Origin of the sequence: Acinetobacter lwoffii, from assembly GCF_024129735.1 — a bacterium.
GTDB lineage: Bacteria > Pseudomonadota > Gammaproteobacteria > Pseudomonadales > Moraxellaceae > Acinetobacter > Acinetobacter lwoffii_H.
Window position 1 is genome coordinate 13,564 of the sequence record NZ_JAMXXK010000045.1, and the last position, 15,435, is coordinate 28,998.

13 protein-coding genes are annotated in these 15,435 nt (G+C 42.4%); 3 read left to right on the top strand and 10 right to left on the bottom strand.

What is annotated here, in order from left to right; all coding sequences use genetic code 11:
• Positions 1-3 precede the first annotated feature (3 nt).
• The gene (locus NI469_RS12345) at positions 4-1,377 is read right to left on the bottom strand and encodes a diaminobutyrate--2-oxoglutarate transaminase (RefSeq protein WP_004279708.1); all 1,374 of its coding nucleotides are present in this window, start codon (positions 1,375-1,377) and stop codon (positions 4-6) included.
• 475 nt (positions 1,378-1,852) lie between these two features.
• Between NI469_RS12345 and NI469_RS12350 the strand changes: the two genes are divergently transcribed.
• Entirely contained in the window at positions 1,853-2,557 is a 705-nt protein-coding gene (locus tag NI469_RS12350; RefSeq protein ID WP_253175338.1) for an SIMPL domain-containing protein, read from the top strand.
• Between the two features lie 43 nt (positions 2,558-2,600).
• Here NI469_RS12350 and NI469_RS12355 read toward each other — a convergent pair whose 3' ends face one another.
• From NI469_RS12355 to uvrB, 8 genes are all read right to left on the bottom strand, one after another.
• Complete coding sequence (locus NI469_RS12355) at positions 2,601-3,179, bottom strand: GNAT family N-acetyltransferase (protein WP_253175340.1); 579 nt, start codon at positions 3,177-3,179, stop codon at positions 2,601-2,603.
• Positions 3,180-3,236: 57 nt separating this feature from the next.
• Entirely contained in the window at positions 3,237-4,370 is a 1,134-nt protein-coding gene (proB, locus tag NI469_RS12360) for a glutamate 5-kinase (RefSeq protein ID WP_004279682.1), read from the bottom strand.
• A gap of 27 nt (positions 4,371-4,397) precedes the next feature.
• Positions 4,398-5,615, bottom strand: coding sequence for an Obg family GTPase CgtA (cgtA, locus tag NI469_RS12365; RefSeq protein ID WP_004646519.1), 1,218 nt, complete (start codon positions 5,613-5,615; stop codon positions 4,398-4,400).
• Positions 5,616-6,022: 407 nt separating this feature from the next.
• A complete protein-coding gene (locus NI469_RS12370) occupies positions 6,023-6,397 on the bottom strand; it encodes a winged helix-turn-helix transcriptional regulator (RefSeq protein ID WP_071851909.1) in 375 nt (124 codons plus the stop codon).
• A gap of 184 nt (positions 6,398-6,581) precedes the next feature.
• Positions 6,582-8,039, bottom strand: coding sequence for a glyceraldehyde-3-phosphate dehydrogenase (locus NI469_RS12375; protein WP_004279679.1), 1,458 nt, complete (start codon positions 8,037-8,039; stop codon positions 6,582-6,584).
• A gap of 251 nt (positions 8,040-8,290) precedes the next feature.
• Positions 8,291-9,223 carry an EamA family transporter RarD gene (gene rarD / locus NI469_RS12380; protein ID WP_253175341.1) on the bottom strand — a complete coding sequence of 311 codons (933 nt, stop codon included), beginning with the start codon at positions 9,221-9,223 and terminating at the stop codon, positions 8,291-8,293.
• 163 nt (positions 9,224-9,386) lie between these two features.
• Positions 9,387-9,974, bottom strand: coding sequence for a lipocalin family protein (locus tag NI469_RS12385; RefSeq protein ID WP_005246827.1), 588 nt, complete (start codon positions 9,972-9,974; stop codon positions 9,387-9,389).
• A gap of 145 nt (positions 9,975-10,119) precedes the next feature.
• Positions 10,120-12,141, bottom strand: a complete 2,022-nt coding sequence (gene uvrB / locus NI469_RS12390) for an excinuclease ABC subunit UvrB (RefSeq protein ID WP_253175343.1) — start codon at positions 12,139-12,141, stop codon at positions 10,120-10,122.
• A gap of 365 nt (positions 12,142-12,506) precedes the next feature.
• Here uvrB and NI469_RS12395 point away from each other — a divergent pair, with 365 nt between their 5' ends.
• Complete coding sequence (locus tag NI469_RS12395; protein ID WP_253148484.1) at positions 12,507-13,295, top strand: A1S_2505 family phage non-structural protein; 789 nt, start codon at positions 12,507-12,509, stop codon at positions 13,293-13,295.
• 288 nt (positions 13,296-13,583) lie between these two features.
• On the opposite strand, the gene NI469_RS12400 is transcribed toward NI469_RS12395, so the two are convergent.
• Positions 13,584-13,763 carry a hypothetical protein gene (locus NI469_RS12400; protein ID WP_004646507.1) on the bottom strand — a complete coding sequence of 60 codons (180 nt, stop codon included), beginning with the start codon at positions 13,761-13,763 and terminating at the stop codon, positions 13,584-13,586.
• A 450-nt stretch (positions 13,764-14,213) separates the two neighbouring features.
• Between NI469_RS12400 and NI469_RS12405 the strand changes: the two genes are divergently transcribed.
• Complete coding sequence (locus NI469_RS12405; protein WP_148334393.1) at positions 14,214-15,287, top strand: OmpW/AlkL family protein; 1,074 nt, start codon at positions 14,214-14,216, stop codon at positions 15,285-15,287.
• Positions 15,288-15,435 lie beyond the last annotated feature (148 nt).

The window sequence follows — 15,435 nt, forward strand, 5'->3', positions numbered from 1 at the left end:
GAATTATGCGCCTCGAACTGCAACTAGTGCTTCAGCAACCGATTTTTTGAAACGAGCAATCACTTCAACACATTCGTCTTGAGTAATGATCAACGGGCAAAGTAAACGAATCACTGTACCGTTACGACCACCTTTCTCAAGCAATAATTTATTGTTGAAACAAGCGGTTTGGATCGCTGCAGCCAACTGACCATCAGCAGGTAAAGAACCCATATGATCCGCATCTTTGCGCTCATCTACGATTTCAACGCCGATCATCAGACCACGGCCACGCACGTTACCGATACACGGGAATTCAGTAGCCAGTTTTTTAAGTTCAGCTTGCAGGAAATCACCACGCTCTTGTGCATTTTGAGCCAGGTTCTGTTCTTTAATGGTATTGATCGTTGCAAGACCTGTACCCATCGCCAATTGGTTACCACGGAAAGTACCGGTATGACCTGCTGGCTGCCAAGCATCAAACTTACGTTTAATACCAAGTACGGCAAGCGGTAAGCTACCACCTACGGCTTTAGACATCACTACAACATCAGGTTCGATACCTGCGTGTTCGAATGCAAACATTTTGCCTGAACGTGCAAAACCAGCCTGAACTTCATCAAGAATCAACACGATATTGTGTTTTTCAGTCACTTCGCGGATTTTTTGCAACCATTTTACTGGCGCAGTCACCACACCGCCTTCACCTTGAATCGCTTCAAGAATCACAGCTGCAGGTTTGGTCACGCCGCTTTCTACATCTTCAATGAAGTTTTCAAAGTAGTAAGTCAGGGCATCAACACCGGCTTCACCACCAAGACCCAATGGACAACGGTATTCATGCGGATACGGCATGAACTGTACACCCGGCATCAAACCGTTCACTGCATTTTTCGCAGACAGGTTACCTGTCATTGCCAATGCACCGTGAGTCATACCATGGTAGCCGCCAGAAAAGCTGATCACTGAGCTACGACCGGTAAAGGTTTTCGCCAGTTTAATCGCGGCTTCAGTTGCATCTGCACCGGATGGACCACAGAACTGCAAGCAGTACTCTTCTTGACCACCTGGAAGATAAGAAAGAAGTGCTTCAGTAAAAGCATCTTTTAAAGGAGTAGTAAGATCCAGGGTATGCAATGGTAAACCGCTTGCAATTGTATCCTGGATACTTTGAATGACTGCAGGATGATTATGGCCTAAAGCCAACGTCCCTGCCCCAGCTAAACAATCAAGGTACTCAGTACCTTCAACATCGGTAACCCAGCAACCTTGTGCTTTCGCTATCGCTAACGGTAATTTACGTGGATAACTACGCACATTCGATTCCATCTGACTTTGGCGAGTCAAGTAGTATTCGTTTGTGGAATTGGTGGCAGGGTTTACAGAAGTAACGCTCATATCGAATTACCATCTCTGATATGGGTGAAAGAAATAAGTCTGGTGACGTTTGGTCCTTTGACTCGGCGCTTTATAAAGGTTCTAGCTAGCAGTTTTGTATTCGAATAACTAGGAGGCGGATGATACCGAATTTTTCAGGAAAATAAACAACTTTCAGTCACATTTTGTCCTAATCTTTATCGAAAAAAAACATCATGCTACTCCATCCCCTAAATCATCATCTTACAGTGTGACAGCAGAAAGAAAAGCGTGTTCTTTTATGCTTTTTTGTAGCGCAGGCGGCATTCAGGTAATCAATCTTAAAATTATTCATTAAGTATTTAATTATTAATAATAAATATAAATTAAATAATGAGATAAAATTAAAGAAAATTTAACACTCTTACGACAAATATTTCGTAAAAAGATCACAATTGAGATTTAATATTTTAACAACGGCTTAGATGGCCAATTTTAAGAAAAACAGGACAATTTCATGCGTCTCTTAGCACTTACCAGTTTGATCCTTGCCAGCACCTTCGCCACAGGCGCATTTGCAGCTCCTGCTGAATCTCTAAATTATAATGTGGTTAATCTTTCAGCAGAGGCCAGCCGTGAAATCTCAAATGATGAAATGCATGCTGTGCTTTATATTGAAAAATCCAACAAACAGCCGGCTGAACTGGCCACTCAAATTAACCAGCTGATGAATCAGGCGATCGCCACAGCACGCAAATATCCAACTGTGAAAATCGAGACGGGTGCACAAAGCACTTACCCTATTTATGACAATGACAACCGCAAATTGAAAGAATGGCGTGGTCGTGCCCAGATTCGTCTGGAATCGAAAGATTTTAAAGCAACGTCTCAACTGATTGCCGAATTACAACAGCACTTCCAGACCCAGTCGATTAACTTTAAAGTATCAGACGAAAAGCGTAAAAAAGTTGAAAGCGAGCTGATGATTGAAGCCACCAAAAACTTCCAGCAACGCGCACAGGCACTCACCCAAACCTGGAACAAACCGAGTTATCAACTGGTGAACTTAAACCTGAATACTAACAATTATTCACCACAGCCAGTACCGCGTATGGCCATGATGAAATCTGCATCGGCTGATATGGCGGTTCCTGAGCAGGAAGTTGCGGCGGGTGAATCGCAAATGACGGTCAGTGCCAATGGCTCGATTCAGTTTAAGTAAATTGTCCATAAAACTTAAAGCGACCTGATTTAGGTCGCTTTTTTTATTTTAGAATTTTATAAAATAATGTTGTGGCCTCTAAACTCCCTGTATGGCTTAAAGCAAATTTTGGGATCAGACCTGCATATTCAAAACCAAATTTACGATAAAGCTGCTCGGAGACATCGCCTGTGCGCGTATCCAGTACTAATAAACTTAATCCAATCTGTTTGGCATATTGTTCCACCAACTCTAAAAGAGTAAAAGCAATGCCCTGCTGCCGTGCTTTAGGATGCACCATCAATTTTTCAATTTCTGCCCGATGTAAAGCATTAGCTTTTGTTGCACGCACTAACTGTACTGTACCCACTAAATTTTCATTTAAAAAAGTCGCCCAAAGATAAGTTTTTTCCTTTTGAATATCCTGAGCAACACCTGCCCAATAATGCTGAAAATATTCTGCTGGCTCATGCGGCAAAAACCCAAGTGATGCGCCATCTTTTACACAACGCTGAAATAAGTCTGCCAATGCACATTGATATCCTTCAATGCTGTTTAATAATCGATATGTAACGACTGTCATATTCGCCCCCCCTTTTCTTCTTATCACTATCAAAATATATGCCATTTTTGTTTTTCTCATAAAAAATCCCGCTCGAAAGCAGGACTTTTTGAATCTCTAAACTTGAATCTGAATAACTTAGTAAATCGCCATATGATTGCGATGGATCATTTCTAGTGAACGTGCTTCACCTAACACCTGATGCACTTTATCTGATGCCAGACCACGAACGATATCTGCTGAACGCGAACTGAAGTTGACACGACCGACCGCAATCCGGTGACCTTGTGTATCGACACATTCCACCACATCACCGCGTTCGAAATGACCCTCAACTGCTTTTACACCGACAGGCAATAAGCTGCGATGATTGTCTTTAATGGCTTTTACTGCACCATCATCAATCACTAAACGACCTGCGGTTTGCAAGTGAGCAGCTAACCATTGCTGATGCGCTGTCATCCGGTCTTTGTCAGTCACAAACAAGGTACCTAACAATTCGCCAGACATTAGACGTGATAGAACACCATCACTATCACCACTTGCAATTAAGGTCGGACAGCCGGACTTTGCAGCCAGACGTGCAGCACGAACTTTGGTCAGCATGCCACCACGACCAAATTTACCGCCCCCGCCTGCCATATCAAATAGGCTTTCATCCATCGCACGTACGGTGTGGAACAGTTTGGCATCCGGATTCGAACGTGGGTCTGAGTCAAACATCCCTTCCTGATCCGTTAAGATAATCAGGAGGTCTGCATGCACCTGACCCGCAACCATCGCAGCAAGTGTGTCGTTATCACCAAAGCGAATTTCGTCAGTCGAAACCGTATCATTTTCATTGATCACCGGAATCACACGCCAGTCAATCAGGTTCTGCAAAGCATCACATGAATTGAGATAGCGACGACGATCTGCCAGATCATCATGGGTTAACAATACTTGCGCAGTTCGAATCTGATGCTTCTCAAGTACGCTTGACCAGGTATGAATCAGACCCATCTGACCGATGGCAGCACAAGCCTGAAGACTGGGTAGATCGGTGGGTCGATTCTCAAGTTTCATTCGCACCATACCTTCAGCCACAGCACCGGAAGACACCAGAATAATCTCATGTCCTGCATTGTGTAGATCTGCGATTTGTCCCGCCCAATGCGAGATAGCATCTAAATCTAAACCTTGTCCGTTTGCTGTGAGTAAAGATGATCCGATTTTAACAACGATTCGTTTACAACCCTTGAGCTGACGCTGCCCATCTACCACTTCTATCATCTTGTCCTCAGACTCTTCTCTCAGAGATTAGCGTACGTAGTACACTTCCACATCACTATCATCATCGCCATCTTCATCATCTTCGTCATCACCCAGAATACCGGCAAGACGTTGCTGACGACGCATCTCACGATACGCTTCTTTTGCAGCGATGGTTTGTTCACGTGTTTCAGCTTCAAGCTGATCACGGAATGCTTTCATTTCTGCTGCATATTCTTGATCTTCAGCTTCGCGTTCACGTTGCTCTTCGATCTGATCCATCAGGTAGTAAACTACGTCTTTGGTGCCTTCAGCCGTTAAGCCAGAAGTCTCAAAAACTGGGCCTTCCCACTGCAATTCTTCAAGAATATGGGTGCACCATTCTTCACGTGTTTCTTCAGCCAACTGATCGACTTTGTTCAGCACCAATACGATCGGCAGTTTTGAAAGCGTTGGGGAGAAATTTTCTAACTCTTTCATAATTGCTTTAGCATTATGTGCCGGATCTGAGCCATCAATCGGCTGTACGTCAACGATGTGTAACAAGATACGGGTACGCGCCAAGTGCTTCAGGAAGCGAATCCCAAGACCTGCACCTTCAGATGCGCCTTCGATCAGGCCCGGAATATCCGCCATCACGAATGAACGGTGACTATCGGCATCGACCACACCCAGGTTTGGCACCATGGTGGTAAATGGATAATCTGCAACTTTTGGTTTTGCTGCCGAGACTGCACGAATGAAGGTTGATTTACCCGCATTTGGCATACCTAGCAAGCCGACATCTGCCAGAACTTTAAGCTCTAGACGGATTTCACGGAATTCACCTTTTTGACCATGCGTACACTTACGTGGTGAACGGTTGGTCGATGATTTAAAGTGGGTATTACCTAAACCACCATCACCGCCTGCTGCAACTTTCACGCGTTGACCGTCTTCGATCAAGTCGCCAATAATGTCACCAGACTCAACATCTACAATTGTTGTTCCTACCGGAACTTTTAATACGGTATCTTCACCGCCACGACCAGCACAGTTCGCCCCACGGCCATTTTTTGCTCGTTCTGCACGATATTTACGTGTATAACGATAATCAACTAGCGTACTGGTGTCGTCGTCAGCCTGAATATAAATGCTGCCGCCACGACCACCATCACCACCATCTGGACCACCAAATGGCACGAATTTTTCACGGCGAAAACTGGCTACGCCATTGCCACCGTCGCCAGCCTCTACGGTAATGACTGCTTCATCAACAAAGCGCATATTGCCAATCCTCTAAAAACTTTAAAACCCCATATTCTGCCATATTTTAAAGAATTTCTCGAATAGAATTATGCAGCAATCCCATAAATCTTAGTTAGTCGTTTTCTCACCAAGTTTATTTGATCTATTCAAGGCATAGATTTGGAAAAAGAATACTTAAAAGATTGAAAAGAAGTGATAGGAAATGAAGCGTTTTTGCCCTAGTACCATTCCCTATTCTGGAAATTCTTTTTGTGAATTTCTTGATGATTTTTAAAATAATTTATAGAGGAGTAAATTTTCAAAAACCCTATTCACAAGAAAATATTCTTATGCGGATACCTTTTAAAATCTATATTTTATATCAACTAAGATAAGTCCAAATTTTTTATTTTCATAAACACTGCATTCCTGCCATTTAATAATAACTATTTAATAACACTTTGTTTATGCTCTAAAATATCTGGCAGGCTTTTTTCAATCCAGCCAATTAAATACATGATTTTTTCAGCCGCTTGTGAACCGGTAATCGTCAATTGATATTCCACTTTTGGCGGCACCACCGGATAAACCGTTCTCAAAATAAAACCATCCTGTTCAAGCATTTTTAAAGTCTGGGAGAGCATTTTTTCACTTACCCCCTCAATGCGTTGTTTCAGTTCACTGAAACGATGCACACCTTCACTTAAGCAACGCAAAACCAAGACCGACCATTTATTGGCAAGGTGTTCCAATATTTCACGTGATGGACATTCAGTTGATAAAACCTGCCCCAATAACGGGCTAATTGCATAATTTGTCATACTATTCTCACCATATTTTTATTACTTACTCATTTTAATATACTTACTCTTTGTAAGTTATCAGATTCATATTTCGTCAGCAAGCAGATTTTTTGATTCTTATTAGATTAAGAAAGTTCACTTTAAATAAAAAAATCATAAAAAAAGAGCCTCAAATGAGGCTCTTTTTTTAGCTAAATACTAATTATGCATTAGTTTCAGCAGGAACTTTTGGATAGCTTACGCCACCCATCTGTTCAGCAATACGCAATACCTGGCAGCTATAACCCACTTCGTTATCGTACCAAACATAAGCAGTTAAACGGTTGCCTGAAGTGATCGTTGCTTGCGCGTCAAATACACCTGCAGTGCGTGAACCGATAAAGTCAGAAGATACCACTTCAGTCGAGTTGGTATAACCGATTTGGCCTTGCAGGCTAGAACCGATTGAAATCTGACGAATGTATTCATTCACTTCATCACGATCAACGTCTTGACCTAAAGTCAGGTTAAGAATCGCAAGAGATACGTTTGGTGTAGGTACACGTACAGAGTTACCTGTCAATTTACCTTGAAGAGCTGGAAGCGCTTTCGCTACTGCTTTCGCTGCACCAGTTTCAGTAATGACCATGTTCAATGTTGCAGCACGACCACGACGGTCTGCTTTATGGTAGTTATCGATCAAGTTCTGGTCGTTCGTGAACGAGTGAACTGTTTCAACATGACCATTCAACACTGTGTATTTGTCATGCAATACTTTCAACGTAGGTGTAATGGCGTTAGTCGTACAGCTTGCAGCAGAGATGATTGTATCTTCATCAAGGATGTCCGCTTGGTTTACACCGTAAACCACGTTCTTCATGTCACCTTTACCAGGTGCAGTCAGAATCACACGAGCAGCACCCGGGCATTTAAGGTGTTGAGCAAGGCCTTCAGCATCACGCCATTTACCTGTGTTGTCGATCACAAGTGCATTGTTGATACCGTATGCAGTGTAATCTACTTCAGAAGGATTAGAAGCATAAATCACTTTGATGAAGTTACCGTTGGCAATGATTGCTTCGTTTTCTTCATCTACAGAAATTGTGCCTGCAAATGGACCGTGAATAGAGTCACGACGCAATAAAGATGCACGTTTTTCCAAATCACCATCCGATGATTTACGAACAACGATTGCTTTCAGGCTAAGACCACGACCCAGACCTGATTGACCAATCATCAAACGCGCCAGGATACGACCGATACGACCGAAACCATAAAGAACCACATCTTTATGTTCTACAGCAGCAGCATTGCCTTCGATCGATTTAACAGCGTCCGCAACAAATGCATCGATGTCGCCGCCTTTTTCTTTAAATTCAACAGCAAGTTTACCCAGATCAACTTCAGCAGAACCGATGTTTTCTACTTTAACCAATGCTTCAAGAATTGGGAAAGTATCAACTACAGAAAGTTCAACGTCCAGTACGCGAGTACGGCGGTGTGCTTTCAAAATCTGAATCACAGAACGGTTAATTAAAGAGCGACCATAAACTGTAGCTACAATATTTTTTTCACGATATAACTGGCCAACAAGGGCAATCATACGTTCCGCAAGTTCTTCACGGTTTTTCCAGCGACCTTGGTGTTCTGCATGGAGGGCAACAATAGTGTCTTTGCTCACAGATACGTCCTCTAATTAATTGTAAATCTAAGCATAAATTTCTAAACCCGACAATTGTAATGGAATTGGCCGCAAGTTTGAATCAAAAGCTCGTTGAGACGGGTAGTTTTTAACGTATATTCACTATAAATTTCAAAAATAGTTGTAATTAGCTGAATGATTTTGCATTCGAAAATGCTAAAGACCACTATTTTTCAGTACCTGGCACAAATTTGTTAAATGTTGTTTATTCATTCAATCTCTTTTTAATTTTAAGAGTTGAGCCGGTCCTGATAGTTTTCCAGATTTTTCTTAAGGGCTAATTGCTGTTTACGCTGCTTCAGCAAATGTAATATTCCTTCCACAACCAGCAGTAAAACAGCCAGCCAGATTGAAATATAGGTCAACCATTCACCTGATTCCACGCGCTCGCCCAATGCCATCGAGGCAAAAGCCAGCAGTACCGGCTCCAGATAACTCAACAGTCCAAAGATGACAAAGGGCAAATATCGGCTAGCCAAAATATAACTACCCAAACCGAGCGCACTTAAAAAGCCTAATCCAAGAACTGCCAGGATCAAGTGGGAATGATTCAACATGAGCGGCATGGAATCGCTATAGATAAAGCCCAAATAAAATGCCACCGGCAAAATCAGAAATAGATCCCACCAGAATCCACCAAGATGATCGGTCGCGAATTTACGCCGCATAAAAAAATAAAGTGGATAAGCTAAAGCGACATAAACAGTTTCCCATGCGATTGAACCGATCCGCCAGATTTCATGTCCTACTCCCAAAACTGCCAGAGCAACAGCAACCATCTGGAATGATGATAATTTCTCTTTATAGAGCATACAGCCGACCAGCACCATCACCAGAGGCAACAAAAAATAACCGAGTGAGACTTCTAGGCCACGGCCATTAATAGGGCCCCACAAGAACAGCCATAACTGTGTGGTACATAACAAAGAGCTGATCAGCAACCAGATCAAAAACGCAGGTTGCTGTAAAACCCGCTTAAAGATACTGCTGATATGTTGCAGATCACCCGACCACCACATAAAGGCAGTTAAAAACGGAATCGTGGCCAGCATACGCCAGGCAAAGGTCTGTTCACTATCTAAAGGCTGTAAGAAAGGCGTAAATACATAGAGCACCCCGAAAACCACCGAGGCCAATACAGATAACGCAATGCCTTTATACATAGTCAAACTCTACTTTCATTCGCCGGCATTATAACGATTAGTACACTAGAAAGCTTGATGCTTCATCTATTTAAAGTGAAATCACTACCCTACTTTGAAATATATTTTTGCTCATAAAAATAAAAAACCATGCCTAAGCATGGTTTCGATTAAGAAGATATTTCTATCTTTGCGTTTGTTTGGTATGAATCACATCACTCAGGTCATAACCGACAGACTGTGCATATTGTAAATATTCATTCACCACATTTTTATCCAATTGCGGATCACGTGAGAGTATCCACATATATTTACGTTTTGGCTCACCGACCAGAACAGTTTGATAATTTTCATCCAGTTTTAAGACCCAATAATCGCCACGAGCGACCGGAATCCAGCGAATAAAGTCTGGTAAGAAACTGACTTTTAGCTTGGTATTCTGCGGTGGATTTTGCACAAATGCCTCGCCCAATGACTGGGTTTGTCCACCATCTTTTTTAATGCAGCGGTTATCCACCACGATATTGCCATTTTCATTTAAAGTATAAGTCGCTGTAACATCACGATCACACTTATTTTGAAAATACAGAGGTTTGCGTGCTACTTCGTACCATGTCCCCAAATAACGGTCCAGTTCAACTTTCTCAATGGTCGGTAATGGCTGGTCTTTCGCATAAGCCATGGTAGCGGCGCCCAAACCGAGAAGAACCGCGCTACCCACCGCAATTTTTGCCAGCTTTAATCCAGTACGTGAAGATTTTTGAGTTGTCATAAAGATACCTATTGCATGTTCACAAAATATTTATTTAAAAAAATTCTGTTCATACAATAGCTTTATCAAAGCCCTTAATTTGTTACATTATGTTTGGTTTGTGATTGATTTTACGTCATTTAAATAAGATTTAATGCAACAAAAATCAATCAAACATCTGGGCTTTTAAACGTACAATTTCATCACGCATACGCGCAGCCTGCTCAAACTGCAGCTCTTTTGACGCTTTCAACATTTCTTTTTCAAGCTTGTTAATGTGTTTCGCAAACATTTTCGGATCTGCCATGATATGCCGCTCATCTGCACTGATCGCACGTGCCTGATCCGAGGCTTTCAATTCAATGGATTCATCATCCAATACTTCACCAGTATCAATTTCCTTGATCACCTGACGCACTGCACTCCGCGGGGTAATGCCATGTTCTTCATTAAATTGAATCTGCTTGGCACGACGACGGTCCGTCTCATCAATGGCTTTCTGCATCGAATCAGTGATTCGGTCTGCATACAGAATCGCCTTACCTTTCAGGTTACGTGCAGCGCGGCCAATGGTCTGAATGAGAGAGCGCTCGGAACGCAGGAAACCTTCTTTATCCGCGTCCAGAATGGCGACCAGTGACACTTCCGGCATATCCAGCCCTTCACGCAGCAGGTTAATCCCGACCAGTACATCATGCACTCCAGTACGCAGTTCATGAATGATTTTGACCCGCTCAACCGTATCGATATCCGAGTGTAAATAAGCGACCTTAATCCCGTATTCTTTCAAATAAGAGGTTAAGTCTTCGGCCATGCGCTTGGTCAAGGTCGTAACCAGCACTCGCTCATTAATATCTTTACGCAAATTAATTTCTGAAAGCACATCATCGACCTGAGTCAGAACTGGACGAATTTCAATTTCAGGATCGATCAGACCGGTCGGACGTACCACCTGCTCGACAATCTGCTGGGATTTTTCCAGCTCGTAACGTGCGGGCGTTGCGCTGACATAAACAGTCGTCGGCACAATACGTTCCCATTCCTCAAATTTCATCGGCCGGTTATCCAGCGCGCTCGGCAAACGGAATCCGTAATTGACCAGATTTTCCTTACGCGAACGGTCACCCTTATACATGGCGCCAATCTGCGGCACCGTCACATGCGATTCATCAATAATCAGCAAGGCATCATCAGGAATATAATCGAACAAGGTCGGTGGTGCTTCACCTGCAGGACGGCCCGACAAATGCCGTGAATAGTTTTCAATGCCGTTGGTATAACCCAGTTGCTGCATCATTTCCAGATCATAGCGTGTGCGCTGCTCGATGCGCTGGGCTTCCAGCAGTTTGTCATTTTCCCGGAAGAACACCAGGCGCTCTTTAAGTTCTTCCCGAATAGTTTCGATGGCGCGGGACAAATTGTCTTTCGGCGTAACATAATGGCTTTTAGGATAAATGGTCACGCGAGGTACTTTACGAACCATTTTCCCGGTCAGCGGATCAAACCAGCGAATAGAGTCAACTTCATCATCAAACAGTTCAATCCGGATCGCATCCTGATCGGATTCAGCCGGAAAAATATCAATAATTTCGCCACGAATACGATAAGTACCGCGCAGGAATTCCAGTTCGTTGCGCGAATACTGCATTTCGACCAGACGGCGGATAATATCATCACGACCAATGCAGTCGCCTTCCACCACATGCAGCAACATGCTCATGTAGGCATTCGGATCACCCAAACCATAAATTGCAGAAACTGATGCGACAATAATTGCATCACGACGTTCTAATAATGATCGTGTCGCGGAAAGACGCATCTGGTCAATATGGTCATTAATTGCGGCATCTTTCTCGATAAAAGTATCTGAAGATGGCACATAAGCTTCCGGCTGATAATAATCATAATAACTGACAAAATACTCGACGGCGTTATTCGGAAAAAATGCTTTAAATTCGCCATAAAGCTGTGCAGCCAGCGTTTTGTTATGTGCCATGACAATGGTCGGACGCTGGGTCTGTGCAATCACATTGGCCATGGTATAAGTCTTACCCGACCCGGTAACGCCCAGTAAAAGCTGATCATGAAAACCCTGTTCAATGCCTTTGACCAGCTTTGCAATGGCCTGTGGCTGATCGCCTGCTGGTTGATAACTGGTCACTAATTCAAAGGGCTTTTTATCACTCATAGCTTTCGCTGACTTCGCTGCGGATATAGATTTGATTTATTATGAGGGTAAATTGGAATTACTCAATCCCTGCTTAGGTTTCTGTTTGGTAAAATAAAACAATATTAGTATTCATTATTTGTTAGCGCTTGACTCACTCTCTAGTTTGAAAAATCATCAAAAAAATATACAGTTACAAAGGGAATAAATACAGAAAAAACCAAGCATTTTCAGCCAGCAGCTTTATTTGGGTGTACTCGGCATCGTATTTTGGCGTATAGGTGGATTATTGACTTATCTGTTTGGATAGCGCTGCAGAATAATGCCTTGACCCCTTTTCATTTCACGGGCAACATGAAGATCAGGATGGCCTAGAATCGACAATTATGACTTACCACTATCACGATGAAAGTATTGTTAAATCCCTTCCGGAAAATACGGTTTTTGTTTTTGGCAGCAACCTGGCTGGACAACACGGTGGTGGAGCTGCCAGAACGGCACTTGAACATTTTGGTGCAGTCATGGGCGTGGGTCGTGGCTGGGCGGGTCAGAGCTATGCCATTCCTACCATGAACGAACATTTACAACAAATGCCGCTCTCACAAATCCAGCACTATATTGATGACTTTAAGATTTACACCAAAAATCATCCTAAAAATAAATATTTTATTACTTCCTTAGGCTGTGGGATCGCAGGTTATAAGGTCGAGGAAATTGCACCGATGTTTAAAGGCATCTCACGCAATGTCATTTTCCCGCAATCTTTCCGTCCTTTTGTCGAAAAGCCCCTGCCAAAATTAAGCGCAAATTTTTTACACACCATATTCCGCGATTCCGTCATTTTAACTCCGGCCAGCGATGAATTGATGGAAGAACTGCCTTTGACCGAAAATGAAAAAAGCCTGGCGAGAATTATTTTAAATACCCAGATCTATCCGACCGACAGCAATGGGCGGGAACGTGTCTTTGAAATTGAAGATATCCTGCACAACCTAAATACCAAGCTGGTCGACTTTCAGAGCCATTCAGAAGGTGCCATGCTGTTTGGAGGCGTGATTTTAGCGCTACTGGAACTTTATAATATTAACGAGAAAGATTTTATCGATGTCTGGCAAGGCGAGAGAGAAATCGCGCCACCGAAGCCGGAAAATAAAGCGCGTAAAAGCATTCGTTAGTGCTATCAAAATATCTTTCAAAAAAAGCCAATGTTTGAATTGGCTTTTTTTTCTGGGCGGCTAAAATGTCGAATATGAAATCAACCAGGTGTGGATTTTATTTTGGTCGGCATTTAGAGAGCTTAAATATTTCGTTTGCTTTATTAAGAATAAAATTGAAAAAAATTTGGATAAATCTGAGTTTTAATTTCTTTTTGTTCGAAAATTAAAGCAAATATTGATCACTAACTCCCTAAAAAATTCCATAAAAAAAGCCATGATTTATCATAGCTTTTTGAGTCTGATCAATTAGCGTTTGCCCATTGAACGGCGAGTGCCACGTGGTGGCATCCAAGTACGGTCAGCATAACGCTGCGGTCTTGGTCTTAAATCTTCCAGAACTTCTTCTGCAGCATTTTGCTCTGCTTGCTTGATCGGGAAAGGTAAATTAACCAAGGGTTTTTTTTTGGGAGGAGTTTGGGTGCTCATGTGATTCACTCAATAATATATGTAGCTATTGTACAAAAAAACTCAGTCGACTGGGTAGCAGGATCTTGGATAAATTCATATGCTCTTGTTTTGGAAAAATAAAAAATCATCCCATGATGATAAATGCTTGAATCAATGCAGCCTAAAATTTACCTAAACTCTCCTCTCTATCTTCCATGATAAAAATTCATAGGATTGAAATTTTAACGCTCTCAAGAGCAAATTTCCTTCATTTTTATACTTAAGCTCTTAAGGTAGAAGTAATTATTTTTACACACTATGCATTTCTTAAAACTCAAGAGATACAAACAAAAAATATACAGCAGTTACCAATATTAACCATCGATTAACTTTTGACCTGTTGTTCTATAACTGAATTTTTTAATGTAATTCACATAATTAGTTAACTAGAAAAACGAATAAACAAACTGGACATGGAGTTCCAAATCAATGAAAACATTGCTGGCATGTATGGCAGGCCTAGCCACTTTACCTATGGTCGCGCATGCAGATTCCCCTTATTTTAGCTTGCAAGATGGAGATGGCTTTAAGCGCTTTTCGGTATCAGTCGGTGCATTGCATGTGATGCCGCAAGGCAAGGCCCAACCATTTAAAGTGAATACTGCTGTCAAAGAAGGTGAAACATCACAAGTAGGTGATATCTCAATTGACTCTGTGAAAAATAATCTTGATCCAGACATGGACCCAAACCTTTCCTCTGTTTTTGTTAATATTCTCGATCGACTTGGTACAGAAACACTGCCCGCAACGCTCAGTGGACGAGCTGAAATTTATGGACTGGAAAGCTGGAATAATCCTGGTACTGGCCTGGAAGCAGATGATGTCACCACTTTAGGCATTATGACCAATTACTATTTTACCGATAATATTTCTTTTGAAATGAAAGCCGGCATTCCCCCCAAAGTAGACTTGCAAGGCAGTGGTAAAATTTATGCCCCTTTTTCTGCGCTTGCTACCCCAAGTTTAGGTTCGATCGATTTACCCGGCATTGAGTTAAAAAATGATATTCTCATTACTGATCTGGAAGCTTATGGGCCGGCCGCCTCTGCCCGCGCCTGGACACCTGCCTTTGAATTCCAGTATCACTTTGGTAAAACCGGAGTGAATAAATTCCGGCCTTATGTCGGCTTAGGTGTGATGTATGCCTATTTCAATGAACTGGAAATTAACTCACGTACTGAGCAGGACCTGATTGCTGCAGGACATATGATTGCCAATATCAAGGAAGGAAAAGCAGGTGCTTCTCTGGATGGCACGCCAAGTTCAGCCAACCCGAAAGTTGATCTGGAAGCATCCGATGCTTTCGCGCCCGTGGCCACGGTCGGCTTTAGCTATGACTTTAATGACACCTGGTTTGCTGTAGGTTCAGTCTCTTATGCACATCTAAAAAATGACACGACAATTACAGTGACAGATGCAAATCTAGGTGAACTGATTCGCTCTAAAGCCGATATCGAAGTCAATCCGATTCTGGCCTATGCCGGGATTGGGATGCGTTTCTAAGCTCAATATCCGATTTTTAATTAAAACGGCTTCGGCCGTTTTTTTAGGCTTAATATATTAGGGTGTGTTGACACTTTTAGCTTAAAAAAATAGCGAAGTAGTAAAATCAAATCGCCAAACCCAATTTTACTATTCGCTATGCCTCGTA